The sequence below is a fragment of the Candidatus Competibacteraceae bacterium genome, assembly GCA_016713505.1.
Lineage (GTDB): Bacteria > Pseudomonadota > Gammaproteobacteria > Competibacterales > Competibacteraceae > Competibacter_A.
The window spans coordinates 265,773-280,333 of sequence record JADJPA010000001.1; the positions used below are offsets into that span (position 1 = coordinate 265,773).

At 60.8% G+C, this 14,561-nt stretch carries 12 protein-coding genes; 7 read left to right on the top strand and 5 right to left on the bottom strand.

Annotated features, from left to right (window positions below; all coding sequences use genetic code 11):
- Window positions 1-20 precede the first annotated feature (20 nt).
- Window positions 21-1,451 (top strand): tetratricopeptide repeat protein, encoded by a 1,431-nt coding sequence (locus tag IPK09_01385; GenBank protein MBK7982265.1) that lies wholly within the window; start codon window positions 21-23, stop codon window positions 1,449-1,451.
- A gap of 114 nt (window positions 1,452-1,565) precedes the next feature.
- Window positions 1,566-1,829 (top strand): acyl carrier protein, encoded by a 264-nt coding sequence (locus IPK09_01390; protein MBK7982266.1) that lies wholly within the window; start codon window positions 1,566-1,568, stop codon window positions 1,827-1,829.
- 91 nt (window positions 1,830-1,920) lie between these two features.
- On the opposite strand, the gene IPK09_01395 is transcribed toward IPK09_01390, so the two are convergent.
- A complete protein-coding gene (locus tag IPK09_01395; protein ID MBK7982267.1) occupies window positions 1,921-2,883 on the bottom strand; it encodes a hydrolase in 963 nt (320 codons plus the stop codon).
- 276 nt (window positions 2,884-3,159) lie between these two features.
- Window positions 3,160-5,463, bottom strand: a complete 2,304-nt coding sequence (glgB, locus tag IPK09_01400; protein ID MBK7982268.1) for a 1,4-alpha-glucan branching protein GlgB — start codon at window positions 5,461-5,463, stop codon at window positions 3,160-3,162.
- Between the two features lie 353 nt (window positions 5,464-5,816).
- Between glgB and IPK09_01405 the strand changes: the two genes are divergently transcribed.
- Window positions 5,817-6,212 carry a hypothetical protein gene (locus IPK09_01405; GenBank protein MBK7982269.1) on the top strand — a complete coding sequence of 132 codons (396 nt, stop codon included), beginning with the start codon at window positions 5,817-5,819 and terminating at the stop codon, window positions 6,210-6,212.
- A gap of 196 nt (window positions 6,213-6,408) precedes the next feature.
- Window positions 6,409-8,553 (top strand): GTP diphosphokinase, encoded by a 2,145-nt coding sequence (gene relA, locus IPK09_01410; GenBank protein ID MBK7982270.1) that lies wholly within the window; start codon window positions 6,409-6,411, stop codon window positions 8,551-8,553.
- Window positions 8,554-8,563: 10 nt separating this feature from the next.
- Here the strand turns inward: relA and hflD are convergent, their stop codons facing one another.
- The 3 genes from hflD to IPK09_01425 form a co-directional block, all read right to left on the bottom strand.
- Entirely contained in the window at window positions 8,564-9,181 is a 618-nt protein-coding gene (gene hflD / locus IPK09_01415; GenBank protein MBK7982271.1) for a high frequency lysogenization protein HflD, read from the bottom strand.
- 26 nt (window positions 9,182-9,207) lie between these two features.
- On the bottom strand, window positions 9,208-10,296 hold the full coding sequence (gene mnmA / locus IPK09_01420) for a tRNA 2-thiouridine(34) synthase MnmA (GenBank protein MBK7982272.1): 1,089 nt from the start codon (window positions 10,294-10,296) through the stop codon (window positions 9,208-9,210).
- Window positions 10,297-10,515: 219 nt separating this feature from the next.
- Window positions 10,516-10,848, bottom strand: coding sequence for a phasin family protein (locus IPK09_01425; GenBank protein ID MBK7982273.1), 333 nt, complete (start codon window positions 10,846-10,848; stop codon window positions 10,516-10,518).
- Between the two features lie 193 nt (window positions 10,849-11,041).
- Between IPK09_01425 and IPK09_01430 the strand changes: the two genes are divergently transcribed.
- The 3 genes from IPK09_01430 to IPK09_01440 all read left to right on the top strand — a co-directional run bounded on the left by IPK09_01430 (window position 11,042) and on the right by IPK09_01440 (window position 14,523).
- The gene (locus IPK09_01430) at window positions 11,042-11,944 is read left to right on the top strand and encodes a recombination-associated protein RdgC (protein ID MBK7982274.1); all 903 of its coding nucleotides are present in this window, start codon (window positions 11,042-11,044) and stop codon (window positions 11,942-11,944) included.
- A 70-nt stretch (window positions 11,945-12,014) separates the two neighbouring features.
- Window positions 12,015-13,067: a hypothetical protein gene (locus IPK09_01435; protein MBK7982275.1), complete on the top strand. Its 1,053-nt coding sequence runs from the start codon at window positions 12,015-12,017 to the stop codon at window positions 13,065-13,067.
- 295 nt (window positions 13,068-13,362) lie between these two features.
- Complete coding sequence (locus IPK09_01440) at window positions 13,363-14,523, top strand: ABC transporter substrate-binding protein (protein MBK7982276.1); 1,161 nt, start codon at window positions 13,363-13,365, stop codon at window positions 14,521-14,523.
- Window positions 14,524-14,561: the final 38 nt, after the last annotated feature.

Below are 14,561 nucleotides of genomic sequence, written 5' to 3' on the forward strand. Positions count from 1 at the left end.
TCGCAATGGGAGCGCGTGCTGTGAACGACAAGCGTAATAAAGCCAAGCAACCGCAACCGGCAGCCGACGCCGGTTCTCACGCCGCTGACGTTTCGGCGTTGCTGATGCAAGCCATGAACTTGCACCGCCAAGGTAATTTGGTGGAAGCCCAGTCGCTTTACGAGCGGGTGTTGCGCAGCCGGCCGGATTTTCCCGAAGCGCTGAATTTTTTCGGGATTCTCCAGCAGCAGCGCGGCCAATCGACCCAGGCCGAACAGCTGTTGCGCCGGGCCATCCGCGTGGCTCCCACCTACGCATCCGCCCATACCAATCTCGGCAACGTCTTGATCGTCCAACAGCGCCATGAGGACGCCATCGCCGCCTACCGGCAAGCGATCATCCTGCGGCCCGACGAGGTGGAGGCGTGCGTCAATCTGGGCGTCTTGCTCAAGGGGTTGGGCCGGTTGCCGGAAGCGTTGGCGGCGTATCAGTTGGCCAGCGAACGCCGACCCAACGATCCGGAAATCCAGTACCGGCTCGGCGCGCTGCTGGCGGAGGCGGGCCGAACCGAAGACGCGCGCGCGGCGCTCGACATCACCTTGCAAACCAACGGCACCCATCAAAACGCGCTGCTGCTGATGGGTACCGTGCTGCATCGCCTGAACCGGATCGAAGAGGCGCGGGAGGTCTTGGGCAACGCAGTGTTTCAATTGGGCGGCACCGAGAACGCCTTGGCTCTGTTGCAGCACTGGCTCAAGTTGATGCCGGACGATCCGGTCGCCCAGCATCGGTTGGCGGCGTGGTTCGGCGCGGAGCAGCCGGCGCGGGCTTCCGATGCCTATGTGACCGATTTGTTCGACCGCTACGCCGATCAGTTCGACCAACACCTGCAAAAGCTGGGCTATCGAGCGCCAGTCTTGCTCGGCGAACGGCTGGCCGAGGTTGCGGGCGCGGGAACCGGCCAATGGGCGGTGTTGGACGCGGGTTGCGGCACGGGGTTATGCGCGCCGCTGCTTAGGCCCTACGCCCGCCATCTGACCGGCGTCGATTTGTCGTCCCGGATGGTGGACAAGGCGCGCGCGCGCGGCGGCTACGATGAACTGGTGGTGGCCGAGCTGACCGCATTTCTGCGGGAGCGCCAGCACGCCTACGAGTTGATCGTCTCGGCCGATACCTTGGTTTATTTTGGAGACTTGCAAGCGGTTGGCGCGGCGACGGCCGGCGCGCTCCGGCCCGATGGTTGGCTGGCCTTTACGGTGGAACGGGCGGAGCCGGCGGCCGCCCCACAAGGCCATTCTCTGAACAAAAGCGGTCGTTACAGTCATACCGCTGGTTACCTAGAGCAAATCCTGACCGACAGCGGTCTAAGCGCGGTGACGGTGACCCCCGTCACGCTGCGCCAGGAGGGTGAGCAACCGGTGTTGGGTTATGTGGTGCTGGCTCGCAAGCTAAATCTTGCCCGAATTGATTAATTGGCTGGATTCTTGCCAGAGTCGACGCTATCTTGACTATCTTCACGCACCGGGCGGGTTTGATGTCCGCGCCAAGCGTTTTTCTTGGCTTCCCACTCCAGGAGATGGTCTTCAATGGTCGAATTCGACGACGTTCGGCGGCTTGTCATCGAGCTGCTGCATTTGGACGACCGGACAGAAAAATTCGGCCCGGATACGCCGTTGTTGGGCAGCGTTCCGGAATTCGACTCGATAGCGGTGATCGCCTTGCTCAAGGCCATGGAAGATCGGTTTGGCATTCAGGTCGCGGATGACGAGATCAGCGCCGAGGATTTTGAAACGGTGGGTAGGGTTTACGAGTTTGTTCAGGATCGGATGAGGGTGGCGGCGGGCGTTTGAGGGTCGCCGGCTTCGCGCTGTTCCCGCCGCTTTGAAACCAGCGCCGGGAAAGCCGATCCCGACGCGCTGGCTGCTGTCGCGGTGTGAAAAGTCACCAGCATTCTTCCAGAAATGCGGGAATGCGCCGTTCCAGCCAGTAATCGGCCCGCCACGGCCAACAACCGCCCACAAAACCGACATGGCCGCCGCCAGGGGTCAGCTCCAGCCGGACGCGAGCGGAAAGTTCCGTCGCGTCCGGTATGGCATCGGCCGTCATGAACGGGTCATCGCGCGCGTGCAAGATCAGGGTCGGCACCTGAATCTGCCTCAGATACTGCCGGCAACTGGCGCGGGCATAGTAGTCTCCGACCCCGGCGTAGCCGTGCAGCGGCGCGGTGACCTGATCGTCGAAGGCGTAGAAATCCTGTAGTCCATTCAATTGATCCAGCCCTACCGGTCCATCGCTGCGGCGGCGGAATTTTGCCCGATAACCGCGCTTCAGCGCGCCGAGCAGATGGCGCTGGTAAAGGCGCGAAAAGCCGCTGCCCAAGCGGCGCGCGGCGGCATCGAGCAGGAAGGGTACCGAGACCGCCACTGCCGCGCGCAACGGCGGATCGGTTCGGGCCTCGCCCAGCCACTTGAGTAGCGCGTTGCCGCCCAGCGAGTAGCCGACGCCGGCCAGCGCTGTTGCGGGTTCGCGCTGGCGCAGCGCGTTCGCTACGTAGGCGATATCGGCGGTATCCCCCGCGCAATAGCTGCGCGCCAGCCGGTTCGGACGCCCGCCACAGCCGCGAAAGTGCATGAACGCGCCACGCCAACCACGCTGGTCGATGGCGGCCAGCAGCCCGCGCGCATAGTGGGAATCGCTGGAGCCTTCCAAGCCGTGCACCACCAGCACGATGGGTCCTCGCTCCCCCGCCGTCCACGCCAAATCCAGAAAGTCGCCATCCGGCAATTCCAGGCGCTCGCGGCGCAACGGCGGGCGCGGGCGGCGCCGGCACAACACCGGCCACAGGGTTTGCGCGTGCGGGCCGGGCAGCCACCAGGCGGGCTGAAAAACAGGCTGTTCGCTCATGGCGGTGACTGATTGAGCCGATCAAAACCAAGCGGGCAACGCGCCGGGACACGGTGGGTTGCTACCATCGCGAAGGCTCGCCCGAACCGATGCCTTGCGGAGGGCGCTCTGGCGGCCTTTTCCAATGGCCCATGGCACGGCCGGCCCGCTTGAAAGAGCGAGCACTGCGAAAACGCGCGGTTGTTGCATGGATCGCAACTGGCGCTGTCTGAAAAAAGCCAAGGTGCCGGCCATGCCGCGCCTTGGCTTGAGAGGCGATAGTTTGCGGCGGCTTTATTATCTGGGCGCCGCCGCGACCTCTGACGGGTTAACCGCTTCTTCGGCCGACGGTTCCACCGCTCCTGCAACGGCCGCCTGAGTTTCGGCCGGTGCCTCTAGTTCGGCGCTGGCTTCGATCGGTTCGGGTTGCGGCAGCGGGTCCGGCCGCAGGACGATACCGCCCAGCGGGGGTACGGTAAGGCAGATCGAATAGGGGTTTTCCATCCACGGCCGTTCCTCGGCGATCAACTCGATATCCCCGTTGCCGACGCCGCTACCGCCGTAATAGTGGGAATCGGAATTGAGCACTTCCGTATACCGGCCCTGCCGTGGGACGCCAATCCGGTAGCCGTGGCGGGGCACCGGGGTGAAATTGACGATGACCACCAGAAAATCATCATCCTTCTTGCGGATGTAGCTGACGATGGATTGCTCGGCGTCGTGGCAGTCGATCCACTGGAAACCCTGCCATTCAAACTCAAAGTGATGCAGGGCCGCATTCGCGCGATACAATCGATTCAAATCCTTGACCAGCAATTGCATTCCTTGGTGGAAATGGTATTCAAGCACGTACCAGTCCAGGGTGCTGGCCTCGTTCCATTCGGTACCCTGGCCAAACTCCGTACCCATGAACAGCAGCTTTTTCCCCGGATGGGTGAACATATACGTATAGAGCAGCCGCAAATTGGCGAAACGCTGCCATTCGTCGCCCGGCATCTTGTAGAGCATCGACCCCTTGCCGTGCACCACCTCATCGTGGGAAAACGGCAGCATGAAGTTCTCGGTGAAGCAGTACAACATGCTGAAGGTCAGCAGGTCGTGGTGGTATTTGCGATGGATCGGATTCTGGGCCATATAGCGCAGCGTGTCGTTCATCCAGCCCATGTTCCATTTCAGGCTGAACCCCAATCCGCCGAGATAGGTGGGCCGGGTGACCTGCGGCCAGGAGGTCGATTCCTCGGCGATCACCAGGGCGCCGGGATGCTCGCTGTGGACGACGGTGTTCAACTCGCGTAGGAATTCGATGGCGTCTAGGTTTTCGCGCCCGCCGTATTTGTTCGGAATCCATTCCTTGCGCGAGTAATCCAGGTACAGCATCGAGGCCACCGCATCCACCCGCAGGCCGTCGAGGTGGAATTCCTCCATCCAGTACAGAGCGCTGGACAGCAGGAAATTTTTGACCTCATAACGGCCGTAGTTGAAGATCAGCGTGCCCCAGTCGAGATGCTCGCCCAAGCGAGAGTCGGCATGTTCGTAGAGCGGCTCGCCGTCGAAACGCGCCAAGCCGTGAGCGTCCTTGGGAAAATGCGCCGGCACCCAGTCGAGAATCACGCCGATGTCATGCTGGTGGCAGTAATCCATGAAGTAACGAAATTCCTCCGGCGTTCCGAAGCGACTGGTCGGGGCATAATAGCCGATGGTCTGATAACCCCAGGAGCCGTCGAACGGATGCTCGGTGATCGGCAGCAGCTCGATGTGGGTGAAGCCCAGGTCCTTGACATACTCCACCAATTGATGCGCCAGCTCCCGATAATTGATGAACTCGCCTTCCCAGCCGCGCCGCCAGGAACCGAGATGGACCTCGTAGACCGACATCGGTTGGTGCAGCCAGTCGAAGCTTTTGCGCTTGTCCATCCATGCGCCGTCACCCCAGGTGTAGGTGTCGGGTTTGGGGACGATGGTGGACGTGCTGGGCCGCATTTCGAAATGCTGGCCGTAAGGGTCCGATTTTAGGAAAACCACGCCGCTGTGGCGGTTGCGAAGTTCGAACTTGTAGAGATCGCCCGCGCAAAGGCCGGGAATGAACAATTCCCAGATGCCGCTGGCGCCGCGACCCCGCATCGGATGGCAGCGGCCGTCCCACCGGTTGAAGTTGCCGACCACGCTGACCCGCTCGGCGTTGGGCGCCCAAACCCCGAACAGCACGCCGGAAACGCCGTCCGCCACATGGGGGTGCGCGCCCAAGAAGCGGTAGGCGTGCCAGTGCTTGCCTTCGCCGAATAGATAAAGGTCAAAATCGGCGATTTGCGGTGGGAAACAATAAGGGTCGTAAGCCGTATATTCGTTATCGTCGGAATCGTGCCAACTCAGCTGGTAGCGCTCGGGAACCTGCTTGGGCTTGCCGTGCCACTCGAAAAGATCGGTATTGGCGAGGCGCTGTAGCGGCAAGTCGCCCTCGGCGATTTTAACGTCTTTGGCATAGGGCAGATGGACGCGAACCACGAGCTCGTTATCTTGAGGATGCCGGCCTAGCAAAGCGAAGGGATCGTGATGGCGGGCTTCGATAAGTCGTTGTAGTTCTGGAGTGATTTTATGGCTCATCACGTTTTCTTCCTGTTTTGTTGACAATGGAGGTCATGCCCGACCGTGATTGATGCGTCAACCGCAAAAGTCGGACGCAACGCGCGAGAAAACCGCGACATTGCTCGAAATCGGGAAACGGCAAGCGTTTTAATGTCCGCACCCGGTGTCGTTTGCATTGATGGTCTTTTACGCCGCGTGCGTCAGCCACCTTAGTATAACGCTGAATCCGTTAAATAAGGATTTTCCGTGAGGGTACTTACACGGAGCGCTTTTGAGTTCATCCTCAAGCACGCAGTCTGCTAAGATTAGAACCGTACCTTCTGTAATGATTAACTCTGTCTAGATACTAGAATGCATCCAAGGGACAACCCATGAACTCTCGTAAACTGGTTGCAACCGCGTTGGTTTTGGGGCTGGGCGTTCTGGTTGGTTGTTCCGCCGAACAGCCGACCAAAGTCGTAAGCTTCCAGAAGGACGTACTCCCGGTTCTGAAGGCGAGCTGCGCGGAATGCCATACTCCGCCCAGCGGCGAAGGCTATCAAAAGACCGGCCTGGCGGTGGACACGTATGACCACTTGATGAAGGGGACCAAGATGGGTCCCGTCATCGTCGCCGGGCAAAGCCTCAACAGCAGCTTGAACCGGCTGATCGAAGGGCGTTCCGGCGTCGATCCGTCCATCCGGATGCCGCATGGCAAGGTCAAGCTGCCGGACGCGCAACTGGCCGCCATCCGCAACTGGGTGGATCAGGGCGCCAAGAACAATTAGGTCCCGCCACGCTCCCGCTGTGCTAGTCGGTCACGCCCTCCCTCGATCCGTGGGGGAGGGCATCAGACGGGTGGCTCTTCTCAGTCCGTCTATAATTCTATAATCAGCTTCGTCCGCTCGAACTTCCCCGCCTTTGCCGCGCCGAACTTCCGGCAGCGGTCCGTAGTCCATTCTGGATGTTTTTCTGGGGATGCTTATGGTCAGTTCCAGGCAGACCGCGCTGGCCGGCGCGGATTTCGATACTTGGCTGGATACGCTGCAAGTCCGGTGGTCGGCCACTCAAATCGAAACCGTCCGAAGCGCTTATGCGCTGAGCGGCGAGCCGGATTTGGCGGTCGCCGATCTATTGGCTGATTTGGGCGTGGATCACGAAGTGGTCGCCGCCGCGTTGCTGCACGAAGCAGTGGCGGCCGGACGCCTCAAGCGCGAGCGGCTCCAGGACGCCTTCGGCCTCGCCATCACCCGCCTGGTGGAAAGCATCAGCAAGCTCGACACCATCGGCGAACTGCACCAGAACAGCCCGCACGCCGGCCGCCAGTTGGAGAGCTTGCGCAAGATGCTGCTGGCGATGGCGCAGGATGTGCGGGTCGTGCTCGTCAAGCTGGCGATGCGCCTGTACACCCTGCGCCAGCTCGGCCGGTCGCCCGCGGAGGAGCGCCGGCGCATCGCCCAGGAAACGCTCGACATCTTTACTCCACTCGCCAACCGCTTGGGCATCGGCCGTATCAAGTGGGAAATGGAAGATCTGGCCCTGCGCTACCTGGACCCGACGGTTTACAAGCAGATCGCTGCCGCGCTCGACGAACGCCGCGCCGACCGGGAGCGCTACATCGCGCGAGTCATGGAGGAACTGCGTGATTTTATGCGGCGGGCCGGCATCCGCGCCGAGGTCAGCGGCCGGGTCAAGCATATCTACAGCATCTGGCGGAAGATGCAGCGCAAGAAATTATCCTTCGAACAGATCTTCGACGTGCGGGCAGTGCGGGTGATGGTGGAGACGGTCAACGATTGTTACGCCACGCTCGGGGTGGTTCACGCCCATTGGAACCATATTCATCAGGAGTTCGATGATTACATCGTCCGTCCCAAGCCCAACGGCTATCAATCGCTGCATACGGCGGTCGCCGGGCCCGAAGGTCGTCCGGTGGAGGTGCAAATCCGAACTCATGACATGCACCAAAATGCCGAACTGGGAATAGCGGCTCATTGGCGTTATAAAGAGGGCGAGGTGAGCCCCGGCCAGATGGCCGAACAGCAGATTGCTTGGTTGCGCCAGATCCTGGAGTCGCGGGATGAGGATGCCGACGAGGGCGATCTGCTGGAACGCTTCAAAGCCGAGGCGTTTCAGGACCGGGTTTATGCCATCACCCCCAAGGGCGCCATCATCGAATTGGCGCAGGGCGCCACCCCGCTGGATTTCGCCTATCACATTCATACCGAAATCGGCCACCGCTGCCGGGGCGCCAAGGTCAACGGCCGGATCGTGCCGCTGGGCTACGAGCTCAAGAACGGCGAACAGGTGGAGGTATTGACGGCCAAAACCGGCGGTCCCAGTCGCGATTGGCTCAGCCCCCATCTGGGCTACGTCAAAACCAATCGGGCCAAGGCCAAAATCCGCCAATGGCTGTTCCAGCAGGATCAGGACAAGACGGTCGCCACCGGGCGCATCGCGTTGGAACATGAGTTTCAGCGGCTGGGGATCAAGCAGCTCAAACTGGAAAAAGTGGCCGACCGGCTCGGTTTTTCCAAACCGGAGGAATTGTTCGCGGCCATCGGCCACGGCGCCGTCAGCACCGCCCAGGTGATCGTCAGGATTCAGGATTTGTTGCCGCCGCCCGCCGCGCCCAAGGAAGACCCGATTTTCACCCGCAAGGCCAAAGCTCACGCTGTCAGCAAGGACAGCGTGCGGATTCGCGGCATCGGCCATCTGTTGACCCAGATGGCGCAATGCTGCCAGCCGGCGCCGTTCGAACCCATAGCCGGCTACACCACCCAGGGGCGGGGGGTGACCATCCACCGTCAGGATTGCACCAACTTTCTCGGGTTGGCCGCCCAGCATCACGAGCGCGTGATCGAAGTGAGTTGGGGCGAGACGCCGGCCACCTATCCGGTGGACATCATGATCGTCGCCCACGACCGTGCGGGGCTGTTGCGCGACATTACCTCGATCCTGGCCAACGATCAGGTCAACGTGCTGGGAGCGAATACCCTCACCGATAAGGGAACCACCATGGCTCGCATGGGGCTGACCCTGGAAATCACCGATGTGGTGCAATTGAGCCGGGTGCTCGACAAGATCGCCCAACTGCCCAACATCGTGGACGCGTATCGCAAGAATTAAAGCGCGACCTTCAGTCCAGACGAGCCAGCAGCATCCGGGTTTCCCGCAACAACGGATTGCGCCGCAGCAACAAAGTCAGCCGGCCGCCGCCGCTTTGTCGCCACAAGGTGGCCGCGCGGATGCCCGCCAACAGCAGCGCGCGAATTCGGTTGGCGTTTTCGGAATTATTGAGGTGCACCGGATCGCCATTGACCATGATCCGAGGTGACAAGGTGCTGATATTCTTCAGGTACAGATCGGCGAAGCGGGCCACGGTATTGCTGTGATTGAGCGGGAAATGGGCCAGATTCTGCATGACTTCCTCCAGGCCGGCGCCGATGGCCTTCAGAAGGTCCGTGCGTCGCGCCAGCTTGCGTTCCAGGCCCAACAAGGCGACGGCATAGCGGGTCAGCTCCATGTCTCGGGGGTTGCCGAGCTGTTGTTCCAGCAGGCGCAGGCCGGAACGCAGCCGCTGCAATCCGCCGTAGACGTCGCTGCTGCTGGCGGCGTCGATCTTGAGCAGGCTCTCCAGGCACGCCTCGCTATCCTCGGAATTGGCCTGGCCGCGACGGGCGATCTCGCGGACCAGTTCGGCGGCTTGCAACACGCCGGCGAGGGCGATGGCGCGGTCGTGATCGGTTTGAGGCATGGATTGGCGGGCCAGGCGAGCTTGGGTTAATCGTAGGCGCTATCGATAATGCCGCCGCCCAGGCATTCATCCCCCCGATAAAAGACCACCGCTTGGCCGGGGGTGATGGCCCGCTGCGGGCGCTCGAAACGAACCCGTAGTCCGCTGTCGTCGACGGCTTCCAGGCAACACGGTTGGTCGGCTTGGCGATAGCGAATCTTGGCCTGGCACGGTAGCGGCGCTTCCGGGGCAACGCCGGCGATCCAGTGCGGTTGGGAGGCGCGCAGCCGGCGGTGGAACAGTGCGGGATGGTCGCGGCCTTGCGCGACGAGCAAGGTGTTTTGCGCCAGATCCTTGTCGGCGACGTACCACGGCTCGCCGCTGCCGTTCCGCCGGCCGCCGATACCGAGTCCTTGCCGCTGGCCGATGGTGTGAAACCCCAGGCCGCCGTGTTCGCCGAGCCACTCGCCGGCGATCGAGCGGATCGGTCCCGGTTGCGCGGGCAGATAACGGCTCAGAAAATTCCGAAACGGACGCTCGCCGATGAAGCAAATACCGGTGCTGTCTTTTTTGGCGTGAGTGACGAAACCGGCTGCGGCCGCGCGCGCCCTGACCTCCTGCTTGGACAGCTCGCCGACGGGAAACAACGCGCTGGCCAATTGCGTTTGGTTGAGGCCGTATAAGAAATAGCTCTGGTCCTTGCCGGGGTCGCGGCCTTTGAGCAGGGGGCGGCGACCGTCCCGAAGCGGGTTGCGCGCGTAATGACCGGTGGCGATCCGGTCGGCGCCCAAGCGCCGGGCATGATCGAGGAACGCTTTGAATTTGATCTCCGTGTTGCACAGCGTGTCGGGATTCGGAGTGCGGCCGCTGCGATATTCGGTCAGAAAATAACTGAACACCCGCTCCTGATAGTCCGCCGTGAAATTGACCTGATGCAGGGGGATTCCGAGGGTTTCGCAGACCGAGCGGGCGTCTTCCAGGTCTTCGGCCGCGCTGCAATAACCGGTTTCGTAGCTGTCTTCCCAGTTCTTCATGAACACGCCATGCACCTCAAAACCCTGTTCGACCAACAGCAGCGCGGCGACCGAAGAATCCACGCCGCCGGACAGACCGACGACAATTCGGGAGGTGGGCATGGAACGGTGGCCGCGGCGCGTTGGACAGGTTTGAGAGGAGCCGACGCCTATGATAGCAGATGCGGGATTCTCAGGCAGCCATGAACGGCGCGGGCTTTTTGGAATTGCGTGGGCGAGGCGGGGTCAACCCGAGGGTTCAACCCCGCTAGCGCTTGGAAAACCAGACCAGCAAGCTATCGTGGGACAGCGCTTGAAGCGTGCCGTCCCAAATCCGAAGGATTACTTACGGCCGGGCAGGCTTTCCTGCACCAGCTTGTCGAATTCCGCCTTGAAGCGCGAAGTCAGATCGGCCAGCGCTTTGCTGTCGTCCATGAATTTCTGTTGCAAGCCGCCGATCGCTTCCGCTTGGCCGGTCAAGAACGCCTGCAAGCTATCGGGATCGCTGATGTCGGCGGCGGCCTTCATCCGGCTCATCGCCAGATCGATATAGGACTGTAGCGCGTTCATCTGGAAATTGACCAAGGCTTCCAGGTTGGCGGCGGACAGTTTGTTGGCCTTGATGACCGGGTTCAGGAAGCTCTGATACTGTTGGGTCAGTTCGTTGTTCAGCATGCACAATCTCCACAAGGGTGTTGAAAAAAGCAGGTTTGTTAAATTTCGAGCACATCATAACGACTATTTTGCTGCATTGCAATATAATGCCCCGTGTTTTGTTGGTACACAGTCAAATTTACTTGACTAAACAGCTTGGCGCTTTGAAAAAACCAGCAGATAATACAACTCTAATAGGAAGGATATTTGGTAAATGTGGTTTAGAAACCTGACACTTTTTAGGTTAACCGAGCCCTTTAACCCCAGGATCGAAACGATGGCGGCGCGGTTGGGGCCTTTCGCTTTTCAGCCTTGTCCCAGCTATCAACCCAGCAGCGCCGGTTGGGTCCCACCGCTGGGACGAAAAGCGGTCGATCTGGTTCATGTCGTGGCTGGCAAGACGTTGTTATGCTTGCGTATTGAAGAAAAGGTGCTGCCGGCGAGCGCGCTCAATCAGGCGGTGGCGGAGCGAGTCGCGGCGATTGAAGACCAGCAGGGGCGAACGGCGCGACGGCGGGAAAAGCAAGAGTTGCGCGATGCACTCCTGCAAGAACTGTTGCCGCGGGCGCTGACCCGCAGCCGGCACGGTTATCTTTATTTGGATCTCGCGGGAGGGTGGTTGGTGGTGGATAGCGCCAGCCCGCGCGGGGTGGAAGAAATCACCGGATTGTTGCGTAAGAGCCTGGATAGCCTGCCGATTGCGCCACCTAAGGTCCAGCGCTCGACCGCGGCGGTCATGACGGCGTGGCTGGCCGAGGGGCGAGCGCCGGCGGGCTTCAGTTTGGGGGATAGTTGCGAATTGCGCGAAATGCAAGAAGCCGGCGGCGTGGTCCGTTGCCGGGGACAGGATTTGACCGGGGATGAAATCAGCGCGCACCTTGCGGCGGGCAAGCAAGTGGTGAAGCTGGGCTTGGTTTGGAACGGGCGAATAGCTTTTATGCTGGATGAAGCGCTCATCGTGCGGCGGCTGCGCTTCCTCGAAGTGGTTCGAGAATCGTTGCGAGCCGATAAAGCCGATTCGCCAGAGGCCGTGTTCGACGCTGAGTTCGCCTTGATGACTGGCGAGCTGGCGCTGTTGCTGCCACAGCTACTGGAGGCATTCGGCGGTGAAGCATAGCGCCGGGCGGAACAACTCTTAAATAGCCGAGAATTCCATTGCAAAGAATGCCGATTTGGAAGCATTGCGTATGAATGTCTGGCAACTATCCGGCTGGTTGGTATTGCTCGGCGTAGGGGCGGTCATCGTCCTGGCTGGTTGGCTGGTTTTGCACTACGGCCGCTCTCGCAAACAGGTGGGTGAAGCCCGGGCGCTCGCCTTGCGGCGAGTGGCGGTGGAACGAACGGCGGCCGAACAGGCGGCGGCCGAACAGGCGGCGGCCGAACAGGCGGCGGTGGCGCGCTTGGCGGCGGAGCGGCTGGCGGCGAAGCGGGCGGCCACGGAACGGCTGGCGGCGGAGCGCGCCGCCCAGGAGAAATCCGCCTTGGAGCAAACCATCAGCGAGTGGGCGGCGGTGGAGCAGGCGGAAGGCGAGCGCCTACAGTTACATCGCGCCGGTGAAGAGCATCGGGAAGCCGAGCAATTGGAAGCCCGAATGCAGGCCGTCGAAGACGCCATCGCCGAATGGCTGGCGACGGAACAGGCCGGCGGTGGGCTGATCGCTGTCGCGACCCCCGATAAAACCCCAAAGAAAAACTACACGCGAACCGAGGCGATCCACCAACAGATCCGTCTGACGGTCGAAAAAGTGGAGCAGGAAGTCCAAGAACTCGACTTTTTTAAAAACCGCATCGAAACCGGCGTCGATTTTTTACCGCTAGAGTTCAAGCAGACCATCGAAGAATGGAAGCAGGGTCACATCTTGCGCCACAGTACCTTCGATGATCTCAAGCTCAAGTTCCGTTACAAGGCCTATTCGATCGAAGACGGCTACGAACTGCTTTACCGCTACCACGACTGGCTGGGCCAGCAGCGCCGGAAGCTGCGGGTCTTCATCCGCTTGCTGGGTACTCCCGTCGACGAGAAGGAAAGCATTCAGGCCGCTCTCGAACGGGCCGAGCACCACGAGCACGAAAAATATCTTGAGATGAATGTAGAGGTGATCTTCGCGCTACGCGATATCCGGGTCGTTTTGGATAGACTGATCCGCATGGAGACCCTGCTCCAGGAGCTTGAAGGGGTTTGCCGCAAGCGTTCGGAGCAAATCATCGCGCCCTCGTGGGAAGCCAAGGGTTCTCTGTAAACGTCCTGTCATCGGCTTGTGACGCGCCGCCGCACTGGCGCGCTTTGCCCATTCCCAGCGCGGAGCGCGTAGCCGCGCCGGCGCAGCAGGCGTGGACCCGCTTCCAAACTCATTCGCAAACAGCGGCGCAATCGGTGTGGTGTCGCTATAATTCTTACGGCTGGGGGAAGCAAACAGCGTGCAACAAGATCGCGCCGGCCGCATCGAGCGGTCGATACGCCGCTTCCTCCGTGGTTTTCCCATTGAACAATTATGACTGTCCGCTAGCTCACAACTGAAGGAGAGGGAGGCGCTCATGCGTAAAGTGCTGTCTGTATTGTTGCCCTTATTTTTGTGCTCTTTCGGGCTCACGGCCTGGGGGGCCGAGAAAAGCTTGAAGTTGGGCGTCATCGCCGAATTGACCGGCGACATGCCCGCCGTGGGGGCATCCTGCAAGAACGCCGCCGAAATGGCGGTGAAGGAAATCAACGCCGCCGGTGGCGTGCAGGTCGGCAAGCAGAAAATAAAGGTGGATCTGGTGGTGGAGGACAACGCCGGCAAGGCCGATCAATCCGCCGCCGCCGCTCAGAAGCTCATCACCCAAGACGAGGTGCTGGCCATCGTCGGCCCCAACGCCAGCCGCTACGCAATTCCCGCCTCGGAAATCGCCGAAAGCTCCGAAACGGTGCTGATTACCCCTTGGTCCACCAATCCCAAGACCACGCTGGACGCCAACACCAACCAACCCAAGAAATATGTGTTTCGGGCCTGCTTCATCGACCCCTTCCAGGGCGGGGTACTCGCGAAGTTCGCGCTGGAAAAGCTGAAGGCCAAGAATGCGGCGGTGTTGTATGACGTGGCCTCCGACTACAACAAGGGCATTGCCGAAGTATTCAAGGCGAACTATGAAAAGCTGGGCGGCAAGATCGTCGCGTTCGAGACCTACACCACCAACGACAAGGATTTTTCGGCGCAGTTGACCAAGATCAAGGACGCCAAGCCCGACGTGATCTTCCTGCCGAACTACTACAGCGAAGTTCCCTTGCAAGTTCAGCAGGCGCAGCGGCTAGGAATCACCGCGCCCTTCATCGGCAGCGATTCCTGGGGCAGCAACGAGCTGTTGACCTTGGGCGGTTCGGCGCTGAATGGCTATTACTTCAGCACTCATTACGCCGCCGACAACGCCGCGCCGGTCGCCAAGAAATTCATCGAGGATTACGAGAAAGCGTACGGCGCGAAGCCGGACGATGTGGCGGCTCTGACCTACGACGCTTTCGGCTTGCTGTTCGGGTCCATCAAAAGCGCCGGCAAGGCCGACCGCGAGTCGATCCGCGCCGCGTTGTCCGTTCTGCCCAGTTACAAGGGCGTGACCGGCGATATGAAATTCAAGGCTGATTCCCGCGATCCGATCAAGAGCGCGGTCATCTTGCAGATCAAGGATGGCAAGTTCACCTACTTTACTAACGCCAATCCCTGAGCGCCTGGGATAATGGCCTAACAGCAACGCAAGGCGGC

What these genes read in the sequence shown, in the direction of transcription:
- IPK09_01395 (MBK7982267.1), bottom strand. Translation starts at nt 2,883, where the DNA reads ATGAGCGAACAGCCTGTTTTTCAGCCCGCCTGGTGGCTGCCCGGCCCG.
- IPK09_01430 (MBK7982274.1), top strand. Translation starts at nt 11,042, where the DNA reads ATGTGGTTTAGAAACCTGACACTTTTTAGGTTAACCGAGCCCTTTAAC.
- relA (MBK7982270.1), top strand. Translation starts at nt 6,409, where the DNA reads ATGGTCAGTTCCAGGCAGACCGCGCTGGCCGGCGCGGATTTCGATACT.
- IPK09_01440 (MBK7982276.1), top strand. Translation starts at nt 13,363, where the DNA reads ATGCGTAAAGTGCTGTCTGTATTGTTGCCCTTATTTTTGTGCTCTTTC.
- IPK09_01425 (MBK7982273.1), bottom strand. Translation starts at nt 10,848, where the DNA reads ATGCTGAACAACGAACTGACCCAACAGTATCAGAGCTTCCTGAACCCG.
- IPK09_01405 (MBK7982269.1), top strand. Translation starts at nt 5,817, where the DNA reads ATGAACTCTCGTAAACTGGTTGCAACCGCGTTGGTTTTGGGGCTGGGC.
- IPK09_01435 (MBK7982275.1), top strand. Translation starts at nt 12,015, where the DNA reads ATGAATGTCTGGCAACTATCCGGCTGGTTGGTATTGCTCGGCGTAGGG.
- glgB (MBK7982268.1), bottom strand. Translation starts at nt 5,463, where the DNA reads ATGAGCCATAAAATCACTCCAGAACTACAACGACTTATCGAAGCCCGC.
- hflD (MBK7982271.1), bottom strand. Translation starts at nt 9,181, where the DNA reads ATGCCTCAAACCGATCACGACCGCGCCATCGCCCTCGCCGGCGTGTTG.
- mnmA (MBK7982272.1), bottom strand. Translation starts at nt 10,296, where the DNA reads ATGCCCACCTCCCGAATTGTCGTCGGTCTGTCCGGCGGCGTGGATTCT.
- IPK09_01390 (MBK7982266.1), top strand. Translation starts at nt 1,566, where the DNA reads ATGGTCGAATTCGACGACGTTCGGCGGCTTGTCATCGAGCTGCTGCAT.